Genomic DNA, 24,313 nt, shown 5'->3' with positions numbered 1-24,313 from the left:
CAGAACGACCTGGACATCTACATGAACGTCGCGGAGAACGATATCAACATGGCCGCCATGGAGAACAAGGCCCTCAACAACTTCAACTCCAGCGCCGTGCTGGCCCGCGCCGAAACCGCCACCGACGCCGCGCACCAGCGGGTCGAAGCCATCGTGGCCCACGAATACTTCCACAACTGGTCGGGCAACCGCGTGACCTGCCGCGACTGGTTCCAGCTGTCGCTCAAGGAAGGCTTCACCGTTTTCCGCGATTCCCACTTCTCCGCCGACATGAACTCGGCCACGGTCAAGCGTATCCAGGACGTGGCTTACCTGCGTACCCACCAGTTTGCCGAAGACGCCGGTCCCATGGCCCACGCCGTGCGCCCGGACAGCTTCATCGAGATCTCCAACTTCTACACCCTGACCGTGTACGAAAAGGGTTCGGAAGTGGTCGGCATGATTCACACCTTGCTCGGCGCCGAAGGTTTCCGCAAAGGCAGTGACCTGTACTTCGAACGCCACGATGGCCAGGCCGTGACCTGCGATGACTTCATCAAGGCCATGGAAGACGCCAACGGTGTCGACCTGACCCGCTTCAAACGCTGGTACAGCCAGGCCGGCACGCCACGCCTGGCGGTCAGCGAGGCTTATGACGAGACTGCGAAAACCTACAGCCTGACTTTCCACCAGAGCTGCCCGCAAACTCCGGACAAGGTTGAGAAGCTGCCGTTCGTGATTCCTGTGGAACTCGGCCTGCTCGACAGCAAGGGTGGCGAGATCGCCCTGCGCCTTGCCGGTGAAGCGTCGGCGCAAGGCACTTCGCGGGTCATCTCGGTGACCGAGGCCGAACAGACCTTCACTTTCGTCGACATCGTCGAAAAGCCGCTGCCGTCGCTGCTGCGCGGTTTCTCGGCTCCCGTGAAACTGAGCTTCCCTTACAACCGCGATCAGTTGATGTTCCTGATGCAGCATGACCGCGATGGTTTCAATCGCTGGGATGCCGGCCAGCAACTGTCGGTACAGGTGCTGCAGGACTTGATCGCCCAGCAGCAGAAGGGTGAAACGCTTGCGCTGGATCAGCGACTGGTGTCGGCCTTGCGTACCGTGCTGTCCGATGAGTCGCTGGATCAGGCCATGGTGGCCGAGATGCTGTCGCTGCCAAGCGAAGCCTACCTGACCGAAATCAGCGAAGTGGCGGATGTCGAGGCCATTCACATCGCCCGCGAGTTTGCCCGCAAGCAGCTCGCCGATGCGTTGTTCGACGGTTTGTGGTCGCGTTACCAGGCCAACCGCGAATTGTCGAAGCAGACTGCCTACGTGGCCGAGGCCGAACATTTCGCCCGTCGCGCCTTGCAGAACATTGCGCTGTCCTACCTGATGCTCAGCGGCAAGCCGCAGGTGCTGGAGGCGACGCTGGAGCAGTTCGACGCGTGCGACAACATGACCGAGCGCCTGACGGCGCTGGCGGTGTTGGTCAATTCGCCATTCGAGGAACAGAAAGCCGCGGCGCTGGCCAGGTTCGCCGAGCACTTCGGCGATAACCCGCTGGTCATGGACCAGTGGTTCAGTGTCCAGGCCGGCAGCGTGTTGCCCGGCGGCTTGGATCGGGTCAAGGCGTTGATGCAGCACCCGGCGTTCAACATCAAGAACCCGAACAAGGTGCGGGCACTGATTGGTGCGTTCGCCGGACAGAACCTGATCAACTTCCATGCCGCCGATGGTTCGGGGTATCGCTTCCTGGCGGATCTGGTGATCGAACTCAATGGCTTCAATCCGCAGATCGCTTCACGCCAACTGGCACCGCTGACTCGCTGGCGCAAGTATGACGACGCGCGTCAGGCTTTGATGAAAGGGGAGCTGGAGCGCATTCGGGCTTCGGGGCAGTTGTCCAGTGATGTGTTCGAGGTGGTCAGCAAGAGCCTGGCCTGAATCTGCTGTTGACCTTGGCGGCCCTTGGGCCGACCAAGGCTGTGGCTGATTTCTGTGGGAGCTGGCTTGCCAGCGATGGCGGCCTGATAGCCGACCCGCATTTTGCGGATGTACTCGGTCCACTGTAGGAGCCAGGCTTGCCGGCGAAGGCGGCCTGGTAGTTGAGCTGATTCTGGCGGGTACACCACGAATCCTGTGGGAGCTGGCTTGCCAGCGATGGTGGCCTGATAGCCGACCTGCATTTTGTGGATGTACCTAATCCAAATGTGGGAGCGAGCCTGCTCGCGATGGCGGCCTGACAGCCAACCGTGATTTTGGAGGGTGTACATATCCATTACTGCGGTAACGACGGCTTATGGTTTCGCCCTTACGGTGACTTACTTTTTTGACAAGCGCCTAAAAAAAGGTAAGCAAAAAAACGCTCGCCCCGGCGTCCGGCCCCTCGCCAAGGCAAGGGGTTCCTTCGCTCCGGTATTCATCCGGGAAGCATTGCCCTCCGGTCCGCTGCGCTTGACCTACATGCAATGTGTTCGACTGCGTCGAACGGCGCTGCGCGCCCATCCCCGGATGAACACCTGCGCTCAGCCTCCCGAAGGGGCGGGTGGGAAGGGGCGGGTGGGCGTAGGAGCCAGGCTTGCCGGCGAAGGCGATCTCAGGTCTGTCTTCGCCGGCAAGCCTGGCTCCTACAGCGGTACATGCCCCCTCGAGAGGCCGAGTGGAGGTTCTGCGCAGTGGGCAACCCGGCATGGATGCCGGGTTAGCCGCCCTCGGCCACGGATGGCCGATGGCGGCGGGCCCACGGAACAGGACCGGAGCGAGGGAACCCGTAGCGCAGCGCAGGGCCGAACGAAAGGGGCAAGAGCCCTTGGTTACTTGGGGCTCTTCCAAGTAACCCGCCGTAAGGGCGGAACCCTAAGTGGCCGCTACCCAAGAAACGGATCTGTCCCCAAACCCAAACCCAAACCCAAACCCAAACCCAAACCCAAACCCAAACCCCAATCACCCAACCTGATACCCAATCATTCAGAAAAAAACCACACCCCTGCGGTTAACAAAAGATAACGCGGCGTCGATTGTCAGACGTTTAAAAACACCGATAGGATAAGCCAGCTTCCGAAGGGGCTCTGGATTGCGGGTTTCAGGACCATGTTCCGAAACGGCGCGTCCGGATGAGCACCCTTGCGGCGCCCTGAAAGGTTGAATGACCTAACAATAATAATGGGGGAAGGTCTATGAGTGAGCCTGTCATGGGTGTGGGTATCTGCCGCCCGCCGGCAATACGCAAATACGCGTTGCTGGCCACAGCGCTCTCGCTGTTGGGCTGTGCCGCATGGTCGGCACCGGTGCTGGCGGCTGATGCGCCGGCATCCGACACTGTTTATTCCGTTGAATCGGCCAAGGCCAGCAAAAGCCTGTTACTCGACGTCGTGCACGCAGGCAAGCGCCTGGTGGTAGTCGGGGATCGTGGGCACATTCTGTATTCCGATGACCAGGGTACGACCTGGACCCAGGCCAAGGTGCCGACACGGCAACTGTTGACCTCGGTCTTCTTTGTCGATGACAAGCACGGTTGGGCCGTCGGCCACGATGCACAGATCCTCGCCAGCGAGGACGGCGGCGTCACCTGGACCAAGCAATTCGAAGATCTCAAACGTGAATCGCCGCTGCTCGATGTCTGGTTCAAGGACGTCAACAGCGGCTTCGCCGTGGGTGCCTACGGTGCCCTGATGGAAACCACCGACGGTGGCAAGCATTGGGAAGACGCCAGCGATCGCCTGGACAACCAGGACCAGCTCCATCTCAACGCCATCACGGCGGTCAAGGATGCGGGGCTGTTCGTTGTCGGGGAGCAGGGCAGCATGTTCCGTTCCGCCGACTGGGGCCAGACCTGGGAAAAGCTCGAAGGCCCATACGAAGGTTCGTTGTTTGGCGCGATCGGTACCGCTCAAGCCAACACACTGCTGGTCTATGGCCTGCGCGGCAATCTCTATCGTTCCACGGATTTCGGCAGCACCTGGCAGCAGGTCGAACTGAAGGCCGAGCGCGGTGACCTGGAGTTCGGTCTGTCGGGCGGCACGCTGCTCGACGACGGTTCCATCGTAATCGTAGGCAACGGCGGTTCGGTGATCAGCAGCAGTGACAACGGCGAGACGTTCAGTGTCTTCAATCGTCGGGATCGCATCTCGCTCTCTTCGGTGGTTGCGGCCGGCAACGGCAATCTGATTCTGGCTGGACAGGGCGGCGTTCGCGCCACTTCGCCAAACGGCGCCGAGCTGGGCAAATGAGCCTGGTCAATAATAAGAAGGCGGGGCTATGACTTCCTTGAGTACTCATCATCAGGACAAGGCGACGTTTCTTGAACGCCTGATCTTCAACAACCGCCCGGCAGTGATCACCATCTGCCTGCTGGTCAGTATTTTCCTGTTCTGGCAGGCGACGCTGATCCGGCCGTCCACCAGCTTCGAAAAAATGATCCCGCTCGAGCATCCCTTCATCCAGAAGATGATGGAGCATCGCAACGACCTGGCGAACCTGGGCAACACCGTGCGCATTTCGGTGGAAGCCACCGATGGCGACATCTTTTCCAAGGAGTACATGGAGACCCTGCGCCAGATCAACGACGAGGTGTTCTACATCTCCGGTGTCGACCGTTCGGGCCTCAAGTCGCTGTGGAGTCCGAGCGTACGCTGGACCGAAGTGACGGAGGAGGGCTTCGCCGGCGGTGAAGTGATCCCGCAGAGCTATAACGGCTCCCAGGCCAGCCTCGACCTGCTGCGCAACAACGTGCTCAAGTCCGGCCAGGTCGGGCGCCTGGTGGCCAACGACTTCAAGTCGAGCATCGTTGACATTCCGCTGCTGGAGTCCTACCCGGACCCACAAGACCAGGGCAAATTGCTGCCGCTGGACTATCGGAAGTTCTCCCACGATCTGGAAGAGAAAATCCGCGACAAGTTTGAAAAACAGAACCCCAACGTCAAGATCCACATCGTCGGATTCGCCAAGAAGGTCGGCGACCTGATCGATGGCCTGGTGATGGTGGTGATGTTCTTCGGGGTCGCCTTCGTCATTACCCTGATCCTGCTCTACTGGTTCACCAACTGCATGCGCAGTACCGTGGCGGTGTTGAGCACGACGCTGGTGGCGGTCGTCTGGCAGTTGGGCCTGATGCACTTCTTCGGTTTCGGTCTCGACCCCTATTCGATGCTGGTGCCGTTCCTGATCTTCGCCATCGGCATTTCCCACGGCGTGCAGAAGATCAACGGTATCGCTTTGCAGTCGAGTGAGGCGGACAACGCCTTGACCGCGGCCCGCCGCACGTTCCGCCAGCTGTTCCTGCCGGGGATGATCGCCATCCTGGCCGACGCCGTGGGCTTCATTACGCTGCTGATCATCGACATCGGCGTGATCCGCGAACTGGCCATTGGTGCGTCCATCGGTGTGGCGGTGATCGTGTTCACCAACCTGATTCTGCTGCCGGTGGCGATTTCCTATGTCGGCATCAGTAAGCGCGCCGTGGCCCGCAGCAAGAAAGACGCAACCCGCGAGCATCCGTTCTGGCGCCTGCTGGCCAATTTCGCCAGCGCCAAAGTCGCACCGGTCTCGATCCTGCTGGCCTTGATCGCCTTTGGTGGCGGCCTCTGGTACAGCCAGAACCTGAAGATCGGCGACCTCGATCAGGGTGCGCCGGAGCTGCGTCCGGACTCGCGCTACAACAAGGACAACAACTTCATCATCAGCAACTATTCCACCAGTTCCGATGTGTTGGTGGTGATGGTCAAGACCAAGGCCGAAGGGTGCTCGCGCTACGAAGCCATGGCGCCGATCGATGAGCTGATGTGGAAGATGCAGAACACCGAGGGCGTGCAGTCGGCGATTTCCCTAGTGACCGTGTCCAAGCAAATGATCAAGGGCATGAACGAAGGCAACCTGAAGTGGGAAACCCTGTCGCGTAACCCCGATGTGTTGAACAACTCCATTGCCCGCGCCGATGGCCTGTACAACAACAGTTGCTCCCTGGCGCCGGTGCTGGTGTTCCTCAACGATCACAAGGCCGAAACCCTGACTCGCGCCGTGCACGCGGTTCAGGAGTTCGCCAAGGAGAACAACAAGGACGGCCTGGAGTTCATGCTGGCCGCCGGTAACGCCGGCATCGAGGCGGCCACCAACGAGGTGATCAAGAAGTCCGAGCTGACCATCCTGATCCTGGTGTACATCTGCGTGGCGGTCATGTGCATGATCACCTTCCGCTCCTGGGCGGCGACCCTGTGCATCGTGCTGCCGCTGGTGCTGACCTCGGTACTCGGCAACGCCCTGATGGCCTTCATGGGCATCGGCGTGAAGGTTGCGACCTTGCCGGTGGTGGCGCTCGGGGTGGGGATCGGCGTGGACTACGGCATCTACATCTACAGCCGCCTGGAAAGCTTCCTGCGTGCCGGCCTGCCGCTGCAGGAGGCGTACTACCAGACGCTGAAGTCCACCGGTAAAGCCGTGCTGTTCACCGGTCTGTGCCTGGCCATCGGCGTGTGCACCTGGATCTTCTCGGCCATCAAGTTCCAGGCCGACATGGGCCTGATGCTGACCTTCATGCTGCTGTGGAACATGTTCGGTGCACTGTGGCTGTTGCCGGCACTGGCGCGGTTCCTGATCAAGCCGGAGAAACTGGCGGGGCAGAAGGGCAATTCGCTGTTCGCGCACTGATCCCTGACTGAAACACAAAAGCCGCAACCTTCGGGTTGCGGCTTTTTTTATCTCAAATTCACACCAATCCCTGTGGGAGCTGGCTTGCCAGCGATAGCGGACTTATGGCTGACATCCAGGCTGAATGTCGAGCCGTCATCGCTGGCAAGCCAGCTCCCACAGGGGCTGTGGAACAATCGTCAAGTGCTTGAGCTATCATTGCGTCTTTCCCATTCAAAGATTGACTGCCATGACTGCTGCAACCGATACCTTGCTCAATGCCCTTGAACACTGCGGGATGGTGGAAATCGACGGGCTGCATGCCTTCGAATTCGCCCTCGATGAAGACGATAATCTGCACATCGAATGCATGGATGGTCGAAATGCGCTGCACTGGGAATTCACGCCGGCGCAAATTCAAGCCGCAACCTTCGATTCAACCTTGCAGAGCTGGTTGATCAACGATAACGAGGGCGAACACCGACTGGTGTGTCTGGGCGATGTCACCAGCGGCGACAACGAAGAAGACGACCCAGAGGATGCATAAGCTCTGGCCGCTGTTGATCGCCGCAAGCATCGGCGCAACGGCCTTTCAGGTCGAGGCTGGCGACGATTATCAACTGCTCGTGGGCTCATACACCGCAGGCCGGAGCCAGGGCATCTATCGCCTGGGCTTTGACGGCGCGACGGGGCAGATCAACAGCAAGCCGCTGCAGGTGATCAAGAGCGAAAACCCGTCCTGGCTGACCCTTTCGCAGGATCAGCGACACCTGTTCGTAGTCAACGAAAATGGCCCGGGTCAGGCCGACCCGGTTGGCAGGGTCAGCAGTTACGCCATCGATCCGAAAACCCATGAATTGAGCCTGATCAATCAGGTGCAGAGTCTTGGCAACGAGCCTACGCACGCCAGCCTCAGCAGCGATGCCCGCCATTTGTTCGTCAGCAATTACTCGGTGTCCGAAGATCCGGGCGGTACGCTCGCGGTGCTGCCGGTCAGTGCCGACGGCACGCTCAAACCTGTGGTGCAGATGAGCAGTCACCCTGCGAGCCGGGTCAACCCCGAGCGGCAGATGTCCGCGCATGTGCATTCGGCGGTGCCGTCACCGGATGGCAAATACCTGTTCGTCAACGATCTTGGGGCGGACCGGGTTTATGCCTACCGCTACGATCCCCAGGCCAATCCACAGCGGCCATTGACCCCTGCGCAGACCGCTTTCGTGGCGTTACCCCCGGGCAGCGGGCCGCGCCACCTGTTGTTCAGCAACGATGGCAAACATGCCTGGCTGACCATGGAGATGAGCGCGCAGGTGGCGGTGTTCGATTACCACGACGGCAGGCTGACCCAGACGCAAATGGTCGACCTGGCTGCGGGGCAACCGGCATCGGATAAAGCGGCGGCCGCATTGCATGCGTCGGCCGATGGCAGGTTTCTTTACGTCAGCAACCGGGGCACTGCCAATCAGATGCTGGTATTTGCCATCGATCCGGCAACCGGCCATCTCAAGGAATTGCAACGTCGCAGCGTCGAAGGCGATCACCCACGGGAGTTCAGCCTCGATCCGGGCGGCAGATTCCTGCTGATCGCCAACCAGAAGAGCAATCAGATTGTCGTTGTCGACCGCGATGCCAGGACCGGTCTTCTGGGCAAAACCCTGCAAAAACTGCCGATGGACGCACCGAGCGATCTCAAGTTTCTGCTGCGACAATAGGCCGCAGGCCACGGTTTTCGGGGCCTGTGAGGTTCTATCAATGAGGCTGATATTTGGTAATGTTCCAAAGCATTTCAAGGCCTCGTTCCTCAAGGCGTAAGTTTGCTTCACGGCCCCACCGGGCAAGCAAGCCAACTGACTTCGAGGAATACAGCATGAACTTCAATCTCTTCTCCGTAATCGCCGCTTCCGCCATCTCTGCCTCCGTTGCCCTGCCTGCCAGTGCCAGCATTGAACTGAGCGATAAAAAATCCCACACCCAGAGCTACACCCAGAAGTACCTGCAACAGAGCGCCAATTTCTACGCCGCGCTGGATCACAAGACCCAAGCCTGAAACTTCACCCCCGCACCCGTTATGCAGGAGCGAAATCACTGGCCTATCGAGCGTTGACGCTTGCAAGGCACTGAGTGATGTCGCTCCTGCATAACGCATTTACGACAGCATCAAATGGCTATCAACGTAGCGCTTGATATCACCTGGCCAGCGGTTTAAATTTGACGCGGTTTTATTGACTCCTTCTCAAGAAAAGGATCGACAATATGGCGATGCGTCTGGCCGTCGTGCTTCTGTTTCTCTATTCCACCCCGATTCTTTCGGCTGCAGAGCCCATTTCAGGCGAGTCTGAGGCTGCCCGCGAGCGGCTGATGAGTTTTATCGAAGACTGAAATAGTCTGGCTCAATGATCAACGAAGCTGATGTTTGGTATAGACAGGACTCGTTGGTTCTTCGCAATAATTTGATTGATTCTGTGGACTCTGAAACATGTCCACGGAGTTCATCATGGCCAGCGCAATCATTACTTCTGCCAAACACGGCGCCTATGTGGCCATCGGTCTTTACCTGGTCATGGTGCTGGTTGTCAGTCTTTCCTCGCAGTCGCAACAGGCCTTCGAACCACCGGTTCAAGTCGCACACCCTGGTATCCAGTTTGAACACCGCGCACAACCCGTGTCGGGCGATCAGGCTGAATTCGCAGGAGTCGGCCAAGCATGAAAGGGCACAGACTCTGGGTCATCGCCTTCCTGGCCTTCCTGACCAATGGCGCTTCCTTGCTCGGGCTCGGCTATGGCTCGGCGGGTTCGGTGGCCCGTTCCATCGAAGCCAATCACAACATCGCCCGCAACATCGAAAACGCCAGCGCGCTGGGCATGCTGGCCGGCAATCCACCGGTCAAACCCGAAAGCGCTTTCTTTGGGCCATTCCACGTTGATTGCTCGGCCATTGGCATGTGCGAAGTACTGGCCTGATACAACACCCCACACATTGGTAGGAGCGAGGCTTGCCCGCGAAGGGGACCTCACGACCGCCAAAAGCTTCGCGGGCAAGCCTCGCTCCTACAACAGGGGGGCTATTTTTTCATAATTGAAGTGAACAGGTCGGACTCCAGAAACCGCTGCAACCACGCCTGCAAACGAACGTGGGACGTCTGCGCGAACCACTCGCGATCGACATGGGCGAACTGGCGAACAAAGGGCAGCAACGCCACATCCGCCAGGCTCGGATGATCGGCAAGCAAGTAGTCGCGGCCCTCCAGTAATTCATCCAGCCTGCGCAAGAACACCTCGCCTTCGGCGCGATAAACCGCCATCGGCTGCTCGGGGTAGCGTTCGGCGTACTTGTAGCGGTTGAGGTGCACCTTGAACACCTGATCGTTCTGCGCGATCAGCTCATCGATGGCGAGTTGCCCTTGTGGGTCTTGCTTGAGCGACCAGTCCTGCGGGTCATCCTGCGCCAGTGCCCAGCGCATGATTTCCAGGCTTTCATCGATCACCCGGCCGCCCGCGTCGAGCACCGGCACCGTGCCCTTGGGGGACAGTTCAAGCATCCGGGCCGGCTTGGCCTTGAGGCTGACTTCGACAATATCCACGGCAATCTTCGCGTAGCGCAGGGCCATCCGCGCCCGCATGGCGTACGGGCAACGGCGGAAGGAATACAGCGTATTCATTTCACCTCCAGTGTGCTCAGCCCATTGCCCTGGCGCCTTACCTGAATCTGCACCGGAATCCGCTCGTGCATTTCCTGCACATGGGAAATCACCGCGACTTTGCGACCTTGCGCCTGGAGGCCGTCGAGTGCATCCATCGCCAGTTGCAGCGAGTCCGGATCGAGGCTGCCGAAGCCTTCATCGATAAACAGCGATTCGATTTTCAGTGTGCTCGACGCCATCGATGCCAGGCCCAGCGCCAGGGCCAGCGACACGAGGAACGTTTCGCCACCGGACAACGAATGCACTGAACGCAGTTCATCGCCCATCTCGGTGTCCATCACCAGCAGCCCGAGCATGCTGCCACCGCGCTTGAGGCGGTAGCGCCGGACCAGTTGCCGCAACTGCACGTTGGCGTGGTGTACCAGCAAATCGAGGTTGTAGGCCTGGGCAATCTTGCGGAAGGTGTCGCCGGTGGCCGAGCCGATCAGCGCATTGAGTCGCGCCCAGCGCTGGTATTCGCTGTAGGCGTCGGTCATGCGTTGCGCCAGTGCCTGGTTGGCGTTTTGTCGACGCTGGTCCTCGGCCTGCTCGGCGCGCAGTTCGGCGCAGAGCTGCTCGCTGACGGTGCATTGATGCTGCGAATCGGCAAGCGCAGTGTCGAGCTGTTCGGCATCGAGGTTGCCATTGTGCTGCGCCTGATGCTCAAGCAAGCGCTTGTCGCGCTCCTGCACCAGGACGCTGGCTTGTTCGATGGCTTTTTCACTGCTCTGCAAGCGTTGGCGCAGCTCGGCGAGCTGGACGTCGTCGATCTGCAACAGATCCAGGAGGCCGGCATCATCCAGCTCGGGGTGACGGGTGCGCCAGTCGGCAATTTTCCCGGCCAGATCCCGGTTCTCGCTCTCAAGCGCCTGCAAGCGGTCCTGCTGCGCCTTGAGTTCGGCGGTGATTTGCACAAGTTGCGTGCCGGCGTTTTGCAGTTGTCGGGCCGTCGTTGTTTCTGCGCTGCGTGATTGCTCTACGGCGTGTTCCAGTTGTTGTTGCCATTGCTCGGCGCTGCTGTGCTCGCCGAGCAGTTGAGCGAGTTTCTGCTGGCAGGTTTGCTGCTGCTCGATCATTGCGCCGTACTGTTGTTCGGCCGCTTGTCGTTGTTGCACGCGAGTCTGCTGACGATCCTGTTCTTTCTCCAGTGTCTGCTGGCGCTGTTGCTGTTCGCCCAACTCTTCGCGTTGCTGATCGACTTGCGCCAGCCGGTCGGCGATCTGCCGGTCGAGCTGCATGAAGGTGGCCGCCGGCTCGATGCGCAAGGCCTCAAGGGTGTCTACAGGCAACAAGTGAGCGAATGCGGTGAGCTCTTCATCGATCCGCTGACGGTCACTGTTCAACTCACGTTGTTGATTGCTCAACTGCTGCGCGGCTTGTTGATGGGCCGCTTCGGCCTGACGCAACTGCTGGGCAAGGCGTGCGGCATCCTGTTGCAGGGTGAGCAGGGCGCTCTGGCGCTGTTCGTCCTGAGTGATGCTCAGGTGTAACTGATCGTTTTGCCGGGCAAGCCAGGCATCGCGCTTGTCGGCATCTTGATCCAAAAGTTGCGCAGCCAGCGCATGCGCGTCGAGGCTCGGCGCCAGGGCTTGTTGCTGTGCGACCAGTTGTTCCTGTTGTTGCAGCAATTCCTTTTGCTGCGCGATAACGCCAACGACCGCGGCGCGTAACTCGATGAGCTTTTCCTTGAGCTGATCAACCACCTGCTGCGCGTTGGTCTGTTCGCTTTCGTCGTGTTTGCCCAGGCTTTGCAGCAGCACTTCGGGCTGATGCCAGGGGTGCTCGTGGCTGCCGCAGACCGGGCACGGCTGTTCGTCCTGCAGTTGCGCGCGCAGCTCTTCGACACTGGCATTTCGCGCCAGACGTTGACGCTCCAGCAACTCACGCGTGACGTTGAGGGTATGCTCGGCGACGGTGAGCTCGGCCTTGGTCTTAACCCCGTCCTGCGTCAGGCGATCACGCTCCTGCTGTGCGCCGAGCAGGCGTTCCTGCAGCTCGATGCCGCGTTTGTCCAGATCCTGCCGGCTGGCCCATAGCCGTGACAGGTCCTCGATGGCGCGCAGGTGTTTGCGGTTGTCCTGCAACAGGTTGCCGAGAATGCCGATTTGTTCGGCAACTGCGTCAGGTTCCGCGCCTGCCTCTTTGTACAGCACTTCAAGATTCTGTTTGTGCGCGGCCAATGCTTCGGCGCTGTGGGTGGCGTTTTGTTCAAGGCTCGCCAGTTCGGCCTGCCCTTTGTCCAAGCGGTTGCCGATCAGCATGAGTTGTTGCAGTCGATCGCGATAGGCGTTCCACGCATCGCTCAATGGCGCCAGATGAGCGCTTTGTTCAAGCTCGGTGGCGATGCGCTGCAAGCGTTCGGCGACCTGGGCCTGTTTTTCCTGCAAGGCCTGGATCGCCCCCTGGCCTTCGCGACAGGCCCGTTCCGCATCCAGTTTGGCCTGGGCGCTGCTGGCGGCATCCCTGGCCAGGCGGGTGAGGGTGCTTTGTTCCTCAAAGGCCTGGCGCAGCAACGGGGTGCTTTCGCTTTGTCGTTGTTGGGCCTCGGCCAGCGCGACTTTCGCTGCTTCGAGGTTTTCTCCCAGTTGCGTCTGAAGGTTGCTCAGTTCCGCGTGTTGCCGGGTGTGCGCGGCAATCTGCGCGGCCAGCGGTATCAGCAGGGCATCGAGTTCGGTTTTACGAGCGAACTGGTGACGTTGCGGGGCGAGTTGCTCCAGTCGCGTCAGTTTTACCCGTTCACTGGCCAGGCCTTCCCATTGCTGCCGGGCGCCGTGCAGTTGCTCGGCGGCCGCTTGCTGTGCGTCCTGCCATTGGCGCAGATCCTTGAGCCAGGTGTGCTGTTGCTCAAGCTGTTTGAGCTGCACCTGCTGCAACTTCAGTTGCTGTTGTGCGGCGTTGTAGCGCTCGTCCAGCTCCGCCCGTGCCTCGGGTGCCAGTGGGGTGACGCCGCTGGCCTGATCCTGCAACAGTTTGTGGGCTTCGCGGGCTTCCTTGGTCTTGTCGAAGGCCCGGCGGCCCAAACGGGTATACAGGGCCGTGTCGGTGAGCTTTTCCAGCAGCTCGCTGCGGTCGTTGTCGTCGGCCTTGAGAAAGGTGCTGAATTCGCTCTGGGCCAGCAGCACCGCGCGGGTGAACTGTTCGAAGTTCAGCCCCAGTGCGGCTTCCAGTCGGGCCTTGTACTCGCCTTTCTGGCTGGCGAGCAGCTGATCCTGATCGATATCGCGAAGACTCTGGCGACTGTTCTGAAGCTTGCCGCCGGCCTTCTCCCGAGCACGGTTGGCTTCCCAGCGCGCGCGGTAGCGGCGGCCGTCGACGCCGACGAAATCCACCTCGGCATAGCCTTCGCCGGTGCCGCGCCGCAGCAGGGTACGCGGGTCGCCCGTGGCGATTTCGCCGTCGGCATCCGGGACTTTGGCATCGCGCCCCGTGTTGTTCAGACGCGGTACAGCGCCAAACAACGCCAGGCACAGCGCATCGAGCAGGGTGCTCTTGCCGGCGCCGGTCGGCCCGGTAATCGCGAACAGCCCGGCGCTGGCCAGCGGTTCGGCGGTGAAATCGATCTCGAACGGGCCGGCCAGCGAGGCGAGGTTCTTCAAGCGGATGGCGAGAATTTTCATGGCTGCTCGCCCTCCATTTGCACGTCTTGCAGCAGTTCGGCGAAATCCTTGAGCGTCTGTTCGTCGACCTCGTTGCCGTAGTTGTCGAGCCAGGCGCGGCTGAACAGATCCACAGGCGTCAGTTGATCGAGTTCGACCAGTGCGTCGCCGCCGTCACCTGCGTCTCGGCTGCCGTTCCCGGCGTATTCGGCGGCGATGCGCACCAGACGCACGGCCTTGCCTTGCAGGGCGCTTTCGACCTGATGGCGCAGGTCCGGCTGGGGCTCGTCGAGGAGCACCCGCACTTCAAGCCACGGCTGACGCTCCGCATCGGCCAGCAGGTCGACGTCCGGCAGATCCGCCAGTTGCACCAGGATCTCGGCCAGCGGTGCCGGGCCCAGGCGTTGCAGGTTGACCGCGCGCGGGATCAGTCTGGGCTCGACGCTGACCAGGGTTTCACCGTCCAGCACGATGTCGAGAATCTGGTGTTGGTAGCTGATTTCGGAAAACGACAGCGGAATCGGCGAACCGCAATAACGAATGCGTTCTTCGCCGTTGACCTTCTGGGGCTTGTGCAAGTGGCCGAGGGCCACATAGCTGATGCTCGGTCCGAACAGACTGGCAGGTAGCGCTTCGGCGTTGCCGATGATCAGGCTGCGTTCGGAGTCCTCCGACACCGAGCCGCCGGCCATGTGCGCGTGACTGATGGCAATCAGTGCCTGACCGGGTTGGCGCTTGGCATTGGCCGCCGCAATCAGCCACTCGTGCACCTGACTGACACCCCGCAGGTAGTCATCGCCCAGGTGCACACCGGTCACCTCGGCCGGGCGCAGGAACGGCAGCGCCAGGCACCAGGCGGCAATCTCACCCGAGGCGTCCGGCAGCGGCAAAAGCAGGCGCTCGGCGTCGAGCTGGCCGTCATCGAGCCACAGCACACGCCCCAGCGCGTGCGTGCGCAAGCGACGCATCAAGGGCGCGGGCAGTTCGATGCGCGAGCCGGAGTCATGGTTACCGGCAATCATCACGATGGTCAGCAGCGGCTGCTGTTCGTGGGCGCTGACGATGAAGTCGTACAGGCGCTCCTGGGCTTTGACCGGCGGGTTGACCGTGTCGAAGATGTCGCCGGCAATCAGCAGTACGTCCGGTTGCGCGAGTTTGAGTTGGCGCAGCAGCCAATCGAGAAAACAGCCGTGCTCAAAGTCACGATCCTGGCCGTGCAGGTTCTGCCCGAGATGCCAGTCGGAGGTGTGAAACAGACGCATGACAAATTCCATACAGAAGCCGTGGACGCGTGAGGTGCGGCCACGACTTTTTGTTATTTGGGATAAAGCGGTGGCAGGCCACTGTCGCCGACGGGACCTTGGGCCTGTTCGTTCACGGGAAGCGTGCGGATCGCCCGCCACAGCTCTTCACCTTGCCAATGCTGGCCGGTTGCGCTGTACAGCGCGCCATTCAAGCCGTCGAGGGCGTCGGACAGCGGTACGAAGCGGGCGGCCATGTCGGCGAGGGTTTCCGGTTGCTGCCGGGCCCAGGCGTCGAGGGCCTGGCGAGTGGCCTGGGGATCATTGGCCTGGCAGGCGCGCTTGAGGTCGTCGAGCACGGTGCGCGGGCTAGGGCCTGCCTGTGCTGTACGCAGGACTGCCGGTTGCCGGCGCGCTCGCCACCACAGGCCGAAACCCAACAGGGTGGTGCAGGCGAGGATCAGGGTGCTGAGTTTCCAGCGCCACAGGGTTTCGCTGTCGGCCGTGCCGGCAAGCTGGGCCGTACCGGTCGGCGTATCGACCTGCAGGCCGGGATTGGCCGTCACTTGCAGGGTCCTGGCCGGCAGGCTGGTGTGTTCCAGATGATCTTCGAACGTGTTCCACCAGACCACTTCGACGGCGGGCAATTCGATTGCACCACTGCGGGCCGGCACCAGCGCCTCGCGGTCCTCCCGGCTGCCCACCAGGCCGCGGTCGCCGTGTTGATTGCCCAGCACCGGTTGATCCGGATAGCGGCGCAGGCCGGCGACTTCGGTGCCAGGCAGCGGTGGCAGCTGTGAACTGGCCAGGCCTTCGGCCTTGACGGTGAGACTGCGGGTCAACGAATCACCGACCTGAACCTGATCCGGCTCCGGGTTCCACGTCTCGTCCAGGGTCAGGCTGCGCGCCGGCAACCAGGGCAGATCGGCGGGGTAGGTGATGGGTTTGGCCTTGACCGTCAGCAGCAGTTCGCTGGAGCTGACGCGCATCAGTTTGCCGGATTTCGGCGTCTGCGATGCCGGATCCTGTACGGGGCCGGCATCGACCAGCGCGGCATTGAATACCTGAGCCGGAATGATCAGCTCGCCACTGTGCTGCGGGTAGATCGCGTAGCGCATTTCAATCACGCCGTGGCGCACGCCATTGATGTCCTTTTCGTAAGTGCGCGACTCGCCCAGTTGCTCGATGCGCGCATCGGGTATCTGCAATGGCGGCAGGCTGCTGTCGTCATACAGCGACACCGAATGGTAGATGCGCAGGGTCAGGATGGTCTGGGCCTGCACATACACACTGGTTTGATCGAGGCTGGCATCGATGAACACCGGGGCCAGTTTGGTCGTGGTTTCCTGTGGCTGGCTCTCGACCACCTGAACGGTAATCGGCTGGCTTTGGGCATCGCCCAGTTTCAGCGAGGGAATCTCCACGCTGCCGTTTTGCAGTGGCAGCAGGGTAACGATCCAGCGGGTCGTGGCCTTGTTGTCACCGTTGAGGGTGTTCAACTGGTTGACCTGACGGGTGCCCCGCACTTCGAACAGCGGCTCCAGCGGCGTCAGGTCCGGCTTGCCGAATTGGGTCACATCGTTGGATTCCAGGGTCAGTTCGACCGTTTCGCCGGAGTTGAGGCGTGTGCGATCGACACTGGCGACCAGCTCCGCAGCCTGGGCCTGAACGGTGCACAGCTGCAAGGCGAGCATGAAGGCGGTGAAGCGGGTCATCGAGTTTTTCCCTGATCCTGATGTTGTTGCTGTTCATACCAGAATTTGCGTCTGAGCAATTCTCCCGGATCATCCGGGATCTGCCGCAGCCATTGCTCCAGCGCCTGCTGTTGCTCGCCTTCGATGCTGTCGCTGGCCGGGCGCATGGGCGGCGTGGTGTGCTGTTCGTCGCCCAGTTCGCTGCCGGGAACTTCATTGGTACCGGGGCGCGGCGGCGTCTTGGCAGTTGGCTCGGCAGTCGATTGAGTCTGTTCGCCATCGGTTTTCGGTTCGCCGCTACTCGACGCCTGAGCGGCGGCACCGGGGGGCGGTTCTTCCGGCGGCACTTGCCGTGTCTCGTTGTCGGATTTCGACTCCGCGGGCGGCGTGGCTTGCTGTTTGAGCAGGCTTTGCACCAGCTCTTTGTTGGCCAGGGCCGGGCGCAAGTCCGGTTGACGCTCGAGCGCTTGCTCGTACGCATCCAGTGCTGCCTCCAGCTCGCCGCTCCTGGCCAGGGCATTGCCTCGATTGTAATGGTCGCGGGCCTCGTTGCCTTCGGCGAACCGCTGGGCGGCGGCGCTGTAGTCGCCTGCTTCGTAGAGCGCCACGCCTTGCCACTGGTGGTCTTCGAAATGCAGCGCGGCCTCGGCCGGGCGTTTCTGCTTGAGCAGGTGCTGGCCCTGCTGGTCGGGGCGCAGCCACAGGTCCTGGAACTCGAAGGCAAAGCTCGGTTGCGGCAGGGTCAACAGCAGTAAAGGCAGGCAGAGCAGCCAGCCACGGCGTCCGGCGCAGGCTGCCAGCACCAACAACGGCAATAGCAGCCAGTAACCCTGGTCCGCCCAGGTATCCAGGCGCAGGGTCTGGCCGTCGTTGCGCAGGTGCCGGGGGCCGTCGAGCAGGCCGAGGGCGCGCAGGTCGCTGTCGCCCAGGCGGGCGTGACGATAGCGGCCGTCCAGGTCATCGGCGAAGGATTTAAGGCCGGCTTCATCCAGATGCGACACCAGAATCGCGCCCTGTTCGTCCTTGAGAAAACTGCCGTCCTCCTGAGTGATCGGCGCGCCTTCGGCAGTGCCGATGCCAAGCATCAGGAACTGGGTGGATTTACCCTTGAGTGCACGCGTAATCCCCAGGCGCTCCTGTTCTGTCAGGGACGAGCCGATCAACAGGATCCGGCCATCGCCAAGGGCGGCTTGTTCCAGCAGATTCACGGCCTTGCTCACCGCCAGATCGGCGCGCTGGCCGGTTTCGGGCATCAGCGACGGCTTGAGTGCATCCAGCAGGTTGCTGCTGGTGGACAGGTCGTCCGACAGCGGCACCAGCGTGTGCGCACTGCCGGCATACACCACGATGGCCGTCTGTGCATCACTGCGGTTTTGCAGCAGGTCGAAGAGCTTGCGCCGGGCCTGTTCCAGCCTGTTGGGCTGTACATCGGTGGCGAGCATCTGCGGGGTCAGTTCCAGTATCACCACCAGGGGATCGGCGGGCTTCTGACTGATTTGCTCGACACGTTCCCAGCTCGGACCGAGCAGTGCCAATACCGTCAGTAGCCACGCCACACCCAATGCCACCCAGGGCAGCTTGCTGTCGCGTCCGTTGCCACCGCTCAGCAGTGCCTCATGAAAGGCGGCGGGCAAAATCATCTGCCAGCGCCCGGCGCGTTTTTGCCGATGCCAGAGTTGCCACAGCAGCCAACCCAGCAGTGGCAACAACAGCAGCCACCAGGGGCGGAACCAGTAAGGCCAGAGTGCGCTCATCGACGCCTCCGCAGACGCAAGCGCTGCAGACGCAGGCGCCAATCGGTCCGTTGCGTTTGCAAGAACAGATCCTTGGTAAACAGACGTTGCAGCGGGTTGTCCGGCCAGAGCAGGCGGGCTACCAGCAGCATGCTCAATAAAAGGGCCATTGCCAGCGGCCAGTGATACAGCGCCAGTGCCGGGCGCGCTTCGGTCGGTTGCTGGGTCACAGGTTCCAGCTGGTCGAGGGTGTCCTTGATCGCTTGCAGCTCCTTGCCGTCGCGGGCCCGGAAGTAGCGGCCGCCAGTGGCGTCGGCAATGGCCATCAACGACGGCTCGTCGAGGTCCAGGCTCGGGTTGACGCCAAGAAAGCCGGGGGTGCCGCTTTGCTCAGGGTCGGCACCAATACCGATCGGATAGATTTTCACGCCCTCTCTGGCGGCCAGCCGTGCGGCGGTCAACGGGTCTATTTGGCCGGCATTGTTGGCGCCGTCCGTGACCAGGATCAGCACGCGGCTCTGTGCCGGGCGTTGGCGCAGACGCTTGAGGGCCAGGCCAATGGCGTCGCCGATGGCGGTGTTCTTGCCGGCAATGCCGATGCGCGCTTCGTCGAGCCAGACACGCACGGTGTGTCGGTCAAAGGTCAGCGGCGCCTGCAGATAGGCCTGGCTGCCGAACAGGATCAGGCCGACCCGGTCGCCATCCCGGCTTTCGAGGAAGTCGCCCAGCAGGTGCTGGACCAGCGCTAGGCGACTCACGTCTTCGTCCTGCCATTGCATGTCGGGGAAATCCATGGAACCGGAGACGTCTACCGCCACCAGCAGGTCGCGGCCACTGGCGGCAATCGGCAGCGGTTCGCCCAGCCATTGCGGGCGTGCGGCAGCGATCAGCAGCATCAGCCACAGCAGCAGGAAAGGAGCCTGTTGGCGCCAGGCCGGCAGGTTGGCGCGGGCCCGGCGGCGGGCCAGGCCTTCGAGGTCGCTGAGGAAGCTGACCTTGAGCGCCGGTTCGCCGCTGTCGGCCACCGGCAGCACGATGCGCATCAGCCAAGGCAACGGTAGCAAGGCAAAGATCCACGGCCAGGCGAACTCAAACATGTTTGCGAATCCAGGTGTCGACCGCCTGGGTCAGGCCGATGATGGCCTTGTCGTCGAGTTTGCACTCGGGCTTGTAGGCGCCTTCGACCAGTATCATCCAGCGGGTCAGGCCGGCGGCCGGACAGCGGTTGTCGAGGAAGGCCAGCCACTTGCGTCCATTGAGGGTATGGCTCTGGCTTTGTGGGTAGTGATTGCGGCAAAGGCGCTTGAGCAGGCCATTGAGTTGCTGCAGCCAGGCTCCGGCGGGCGCACCGTCGTAGGGCTTGGGCATCAGCGCCAGTTCGGCCAGCGCGGCGACGCGTACCGGGTCAAGGGGTTGTTCGGCACGCACGATCCGGCGTTTTTGCGGCAGGTAACGCCGCAGTTTCCACAGGCCCAGGCCGATGGCAGGCAACAGCAACAGCAAAAACCACCAGCCCGGTGCCGGTGGCCAGAAGGGAATCGGCGGTGGAGAAATCAGCGGTTGCAACTGATCGAGACTGCTCATCGGCCCGCTCCCGGCTTCTGTGGGTTCAGGTACTCGCGCAGTTGTTCGACCATTTCGCTCTGGGTACTGAGCGGCATGAGCAGCACCCGCAGCTTTTGTGCAAGGAGTTCCCAGCGGGCGATACGTGCCTCTGCCTGTGCCCGGTAGGTCTGGCGCAGGTCGAAATTCAGGGTGTCGAGTTCCAGTTGGGCACCCCGTTCGGCAAAGCGCAGGAGCCCGGCGGCGGGCAGGGCATGATCCAGCGGGTCGGACACGGGCAACAGCAGCAGGTCGCAATGGCGCGACAACAGGCTCAACTGTTGCTCGGCGCTTGTGGACAAGGCGCGTTCATCGCAAATCACGAACACCAGGCTGCCGGGCCGCAGCACCTCGCGGGCGCGACGCAAGGCCATGCCCAACGCGTCTCGGTCCGATTCGCTTTCGGTGTTCAGCGACTGGTTGACCCGCACCAGTCGGTTGAGCAATTGCAGCAGGCTCTGTTTGCTGCGCCGCGGTTTGATTTCGTAGTGCTCGTTGTCGCCGAACACCAGCCCGCCGACGCGGTCGTTGTGGCCCAACGCGGCCCATCCGATCAGGCTGGCGGCCTGGGCGGCCAGCACGGACTTGAACATGAGCCCGGAGCCGAAAAACAACCGGCGGCTTTGTTCGACCATGATGAAAATGGGGCGCTCGCGCTCCTCGTGGAACAGCTTGGTGTGCGGCTCCTGGGTGCGGGCGGTGACGCGCCAGTCGATGGTGCGCACGTCATCGCCGGCCTGGTAGACCCGCACCTGATCGAAGTCCACGCCACGACCGCGCAGCTTGGAGTGGTGCAGGCCGATCAGCGGGCTGCGTTGGCCCGGGGTCGAGAACAACTGCACTTCACGCACGCGATGACGCATTTCGATCATTTCGGCGAGGGTGATGCAGATGCCCGGCTGGGGCGGCACGTGAGCGTTCATCAAGGTCAGGCGACAGCGACGACGTCGAGAATCCGCTGGACCACGCGATCCTGGTCGATGCCGGCGGCTTCGGCTTCAAAGGACAGAATGATGCGGTGGCGCAACGCATCGAACAGCACGGCCTGAATGTCTTCAGGGCTGACGAAATCACGGCCGGCCAGCCAGGCATGGGCGCGGGCGCAGCGGTCCAGGGCGATGGAACCGCGAGGGCTGGCGCCGTAGGCGATCCACTCGGCCAGTTCCGGGTCGAACTTGCCGGGGTTGCGCGTGGCCATGACCAGTTGCACCAGGTATTCCTCCACGGCGTCGGCCATGTACAGGCCGAGGATTTCCTTGCGCGCGGCGAAAATCGCCTGCTGGCTGACCCGGCGTTCCGGCTTGGCTTCGCCGTTCAGGGCTTCGCCACGGGCCTGTTGCAGGATGCGGCGTTCGACAGCGGCATCCGGGAAGCCGATTTTCACGTGCAGCAGGAAACGGTCGAGCTGGGCTTCGGGCAAGGGATAGGTGCCTTCCTGCTCAATGGGGTTTTGCGTGGCCATCACCAGAAACAATGGCGACAGCTCGTACGTGCTGCGCCCGACGCTCACCTGGCGCTCGGCCATGGCTTCGAGCAATGCCGATTGCACCTTGGCCGGGGCGCGGTTGATTTCGTCCGCCAGCACCAGGTTGTGGAAGATCGGGCCTTGCTGGAACACGAAGCTGCCGGTTTCCGGACGATAGATTTCCGTGCCGGTGATGTCGGCAGGCAGCAGGTCGGGGGTGAACTGGATGCGATGGAACTGCGCTTCGATACCTTCGGCCAGTTCCTTGATGGCCTTGGTCTTGGCCAGGCCCGGGGCGCCCTCGACCAGCATGTGACCGTCGGCGAGCAGGGCGATGAGCAAGCGCTCGATGAGCTTTTCCTGGCCGAGAATCTGCGTGGAAAGAAAGGTTCGCAGCGCAAGCAGCGCTTCACGATGTTCCATCAATGACTGTTCCTGGAAAGGGTGGCCGAAGGCGTTCGATTAACGCCAGGGCTGGGGGCATTACTTTAATCCATCGCGGGGGGCGCCGACTAACGGCATTTTGTGCAAAGTGCGGGAAATGATTGATGAAACCGTTGGCATCGCATACGGCGCAACGGACCTGTTCGCGGGCAAGCCTCGCTCCTACAGGGGGATATGGCACCTGTAGGAGCGAGGCTTGCCCGCGAAGGCGCCATCAGAGCTGGCTGACGTAGGTGCCGGTGCCCTTGAGAATGTTTTGCAATGTTTCTTCCACCTCGGCCAGATCGCTCGCGCCGGTGCTGAGAATGATTTCCAGCGAATCATCGCCGTTGAGTGCATCGGCATCGGTGGCGGCGATTTCAATCAACAGGCGGGTAGGGCTCAAGGTGGCTTTCACGCCGTCCAGGGTCGAAGGTTCGCCATCGAGGGTGATTTCCAGCTCATCCTCGTCCGGATAGCGGGTCATCAGGAACATTTCGCCCTTGTCGCTGTGGCAGCAGAGCATGGCCATGTTGTCTTCTTCGTCGTCGCAAGGGTTGGCCATCAACAGGGGGGTAGTCATTTGCATGGGAAATTCCTGGCTCGGTGAGCACATAAAGGCAACAGGTTGCGATTCTGCCAGCCTGCGCACGTTTATGCTCGTCCGGGTGCAGAGAACCGCTGTCGTGAACGCGCAGAGTGTTACGGGTCATTTCTGGTACGAATGTTCCAGCCATTTGTACGCCAAGCCGTCATTTTTCCGTACGGCTGCTAGTGTTGTTCGATGCGTCTGCGCCAAGCTGCGTGCTGTTGACCGAATATGTCGCAGCATCGCAAGCATCGGCCTTGCCGCACTCGTTAAGCTGCGCAACGGATGAGCACCTGTAAAGGCATTGCGCTGCGCGCAGCCCAGTCGCTTTTGCAGATGCCCATTCATGGAAGGTGAATGTGACCCGAGTGTCTCGTCCAGCTTCACCCACCTGTCACCCTGTTTCCTCTGCCCGAGATTCAGGAACAGGGTGACGGGTAGCCCCCAGAAAAGGGGGTTTGCACGCGACGCTTCCATCAATAACAAGCCCAAGCGGAGTACCACAGATGGCGTTCTTCACCGCAGCCAGCAAAGCCGACTTCCAGCACCAACTGCAAGCGGCACTGGCGCAGCACATCAGTGAACAGGCACTGCCACAAGTGGCGCTGTTCGCTGAACAATTCTTCGGCATCATTTCCCTGGACGAGCTGACCCAGCGTCGGTTGTCCGACCTCGCTGGCTGTACTCTTTCTGCGTGGCGCCTGCTTGAGCGCTTCGATCACGCACACCCGCAAGTGCAAGTATTCAACCCCGACTACGAGCGTCATGGCTGGCAGTCGACCCACACCGCGGTCGAAGTGCTGCACCACGACCTGCCGTTCCTGGTGGACTCGGTACGTACCGAGCTGAACCGCCGCGGCTACAGCATTCACACCCTGCAGACCACCGTGCTGAGCGTACGCCGTGGCGACAAGGGCGAGCTGCTGGAAATCCTGCCCAAGGGCACCCAGGGCGACGGCGTGCTGCAAGAGTCGTTGATGTACCTGGAGATCGACCGCTGCGCCAACACCGCTGAACTGAACGTGCTGACCAAAGAGCTGGAGCAGGTGCTCGGCGAAGTGCGTGCCGCGGTCACCGATTTCGAACCGATGAAGGCCAAGGTCCGGGACATCCTGGCCAACCTGGACAACAGCCGGTTCGCTGTCGATGCCGACGAGAAAAGCGAAATCAAGAGCTTCCTGGAATGGCTGGTGGGCAACCACTTCACCTTCCTGGGCTACGAAGAGTTCGTGGTCACCGATCACGCCGATGGCGGTCACATCGAATACGACCCGGCTTCCTTCCTCGGCCTGACCAAATCGCTGCGCACCGGCCTGACCTACGATGACACGCGCATCGAAGACTATGCCGTGAATTACCTGCGCGAGCCGAAACTGCTGACCTTCGCCAAGGCTGCGCACCCAAGCCGTGTACACCGTCCGGCTTACCCTGACTATGTGTCGATTCGTGAAATCGACGCCGAGGGCAAGGTCATCAAGGAATGCCGCTTCATGGGCCTGTACACCTCGTCGGTGTATGGCGAAAGCGTGCGGACCATCCCGTACATCCGTCGCAAGGTCGAGGAAATCGAGCGCCGCTCCGGCTTCCAGTCCAAGGCGCACCTGGGCAAGGATGGGGATTCTAGCGAGGCCGCCAAGTGACGGACAGGGCCGAATTTCCTTTGACATGGGCGGGGGCATCCCTATAATGCTGCGCCTATGTTGAA

19 protein-coding genes and 1 pseudogene are annotated in these 24,313 nt (G+C 61.5%); 10 read left to right on the top strand and 10 right to left on the bottom strand.

Features of this window, described 5'->3' with window-relative positions:
• From pepN to ACQKP2_RS25330, 9 genes are all read left to right on the top strand, one after another.
• Positions 1-1,911: aminopeptidase N (gene pepN, locus ACQKP2_RS25370; RefSeq protein WP_427580464.1), on the top strand; the 1,911-nt coding region annotated here is incomplete at its 5' end.
• Positions 1,912-3,143: 1,232 nt separating this feature from the next.
• Positions 3,144-4,196 (top strand): WD40/YVTN/BNR-like repeat-containing protein, encoded by a 1,053-nt coding sequence (locus tag ACQKP2_RS25365; RefSeq protein ID WP_427580462.1) that lies wholly within the window; start codon positions 3,144-3,146, stop codon positions 4,194-4,196.
• A gap of 28 nt (positions 4,197-4,224) precedes the next feature.
• Entirely contained in the window at positions 4,225-6,609 is a 2,385-nt protein-coding gene (locus ACQKP2_RS25360; RefSeq protein WP_427580460.1) for an efflux RND transporter permease subunit, read from the top strand.
• Positions 6,610-6,838: 229 nt separating this feature from the next.
• Positions 6,839-7,135 carry a DUF5629 family protein gene (locus tag ACQKP2_RS25355; RefSeq protein ID WP_427580458.1) on the top strand — a complete coding sequence of 99 codons (297 nt, stop codon included), beginning with the start codon at positions 6,839-6,841 and terminating at the stop codon, positions 7,133-7,135.
• Complete coding sequence (locus ACQKP2_RS25350; protein WP_427580456.1) at positions 7,128-8,297, top strand: lactonase family protein; 1,170 nt, start codon at positions 7,128-7,130, stop codon at positions 8,295-8,297. The genes ACQKP2_RS25355 and ACQKP2_RS25350 overlap by 8 nt, the downstream gene beginning before the upstream one ends.
• Positions 8,298-8,452: 155 nt before the next feature.
• Entirely contained in the window at positions 8,453-8,632 is a 180-nt protein-coding gene (locus ACQKP2_RS25345) for a hypothetical protein (protein WP_427580454.1), read from the top strand.
• A gap of 206 nt (positions 8,633-8,838) precedes the next feature.
• Complete coding sequence (locus tag ACQKP2_RS25340) at positions 8,839-8,964, top strand: hypothetical protein (RefSeq protein ID WP_427580452.1); 126 nt, start codon at positions 8,839-8,841, stop codon at positions 8,962-8,964.
• Between the two features lie 115 nt (positions 8,965-9,079).
• Positions 9,080-9,292: a hypothetical protein gene (locus tag ACQKP2_RS25335; protein ID WP_427580466.1), complete on the top strand. Its 213-nt coding sequence runs from the start codon at positions 9,080-9,082 to the stop codon at positions 9,290-9,292.
• Complete coding sequence (locus ACQKP2_RS25330; protein WP_427580450.1) at positions 9,289-9,546, top strand: hypothetical protein; 258 nt, start codon at positions 9,289-9,291, stop codon at positions 9,544-9,546. The genes ACQKP2_RS25335 and ACQKP2_RS25330 overlap by 4 nt, the downstream gene beginning before the upstream one ends.
• Before the next feature lie 101 nt (positions 9,547-9,647).
• Here the strand turns inward: ACQKP2_RS25330 and ACQKP2_RS25325 are convergent, their stop codons facing one another.
• The 10 genes from ACQKP2_RS25325 to ACQKP2_RS25280 all read right to left on the bottom strand — a co-directional run bounded on the left by ACQKP2_RS25325 (position 9,648) and on the right by ACQKP2_RS25280 (position 22,608).
• Complete coding sequence (locus tag ACQKP2_RS25325) at positions 9,648-10,244, bottom strand: glutathione S-transferase (protein ID WP_427580448.1); 597 nt, start codon at positions 10,242-10,244, stop codon at positions 9,648-9,650.
• Positions 10,241-13,882, bottom strand: a complete 3,642-nt coding sequence (locus tag ACQKP2_RS25320; protein WP_427580446.1) for an AAA family ATPase — start codon at positions 13,880-13,882, stop codon at positions 10,241-10,243. The genes ACQKP2_RS25325 and ACQKP2_RS25320 overlap by 4 nt, the downstream gene beginning before the upstream one ends.
• On the bottom strand, positions 13,879-15,123 hold the full coding sequence (locus tag ACQKP2_RS25315) for an exonuclease SbcCD subunit D C-terminal domain-containing protein (RefSeq protein WP_427580444.1): 1,245 nt from the start codon (positions 15,121-15,123) through the stop codon (positions 13,879-13,881). Before ACQKP2_RS25315 ends, ACQKP2_RS25320 begins: the two co-directional genes overlap by 4 nt.
• A gap of 53 nt (positions 15,124-15,176) precedes the next feature.
• A complete protein-coding gene (locus ACQKP2_RS25310) occupies positions 15,177-16,817 on the bottom strand; it encodes a BatD family protein (protein WP_427580442.1) in 1,641 nt (546 codons plus the stop codon).
• Complete coding sequence (locus ACQKP2_RS25305) at positions 16,814-18,550, bottom strand: tetratricopeptide repeat protein (protein ID WP_427580440.1); 1,737 nt, start codon at positions 18,548-18,550, stop codon at positions 16,814-16,816. Before ACQKP2_RS25305 ends, ACQKP2_RS25310 begins: the two co-directional genes overlap by 4 nt.
• A complete protein-coding gene (locus tag ACQKP2_RS25300; RefSeq protein WP_427580438.1) occupies positions 18,547-19,626 on the bottom strand; it encodes a vWA domain-containing protein in 1,080 nt (359 codons plus the stop codon). The genes ACQKP2_RS25305 and ACQKP2_RS25300 overlap by 4 nt, the downstream gene beginning before the upstream one ends.
• Entirely contained in the window at positions 19,619-20,113 is a 495-nt protein-coding gene (locus tag ACQKP2_RS25295) for a DUF4381 domain-containing protein (RefSeq protein WP_427580434.1), read from the bottom strand. Before ACQKP2_RS25295 ends, ACQKP2_RS25300 begins: the two co-directional genes overlap by 8 nt.
• Positions 20,110-21,054, bottom strand: coding sequence for a DUF58 domain-containing protein (locus ACQKP2_RS25290; RefSeq protein ID WP_427580432.1), 945 nt, complete (start codon positions 21,052-21,054; stop codon positions 20,110-20,112). The genes ACQKP2_RS25295 and ACQKP2_RS25290 overlap by 4 nt, the downstream gene beginning before the upstream one ends.
• 5 nt (positions 21,055-21,059) lie before the next feature.
• A complete protein-coding gene (locus tag ACQKP2_RS25285; protein ID WP_427580430.1) occupies positions 21,060-22,019 on the bottom strand; it encodes an AAA family ATPase in 960 nt (319 codons plus the stop codon).
• A gap of 235 nt (positions 22,020-22,254) precedes the next feature.
• Positions 22,255-22,608 carry a hypothetical protein gene (locus tag ACQKP2_RS25280; protein WP_427580428.1) on the bottom strand — a complete coding sequence of 118 codons (354 nt, stop codon included), beginning with the start codon at positions 22,606-22,608 and terminating at the stop codon, positions 22,255-22,257.
• A 506-nt stretch (positions 22,609-23,114) separates the two neighbouring features.
• Between ACQKP2_RS25280 and ACQKP2_RS25275 the strand changes: the two are divergent.
• A pseudogene (locus tag ACQKP2_RS25275) lies at positions 23,115-24,221 on the top strand (NAD-glutamate dehydrogenase); the annotation flags it as partial.
• Positions 24,222-24,313 lie beyond the last annotated feature (92 nt).

This window comes from Pseudomonas sp. NPDC089569 (assembly GCF_050280625.1).
Classification (GTDB): domain Bacteria; phylum Pseudomonadota; class Gammaproteobacteria; order Pseudomonadales; family Pseudomonadaceae; genus Aquipseudomonas.
The sequence above is the reverse complement of the archived record's forward strand: the minus strand, read 5'-3'. Positions and strand labels throughout refer to the sequence as shown.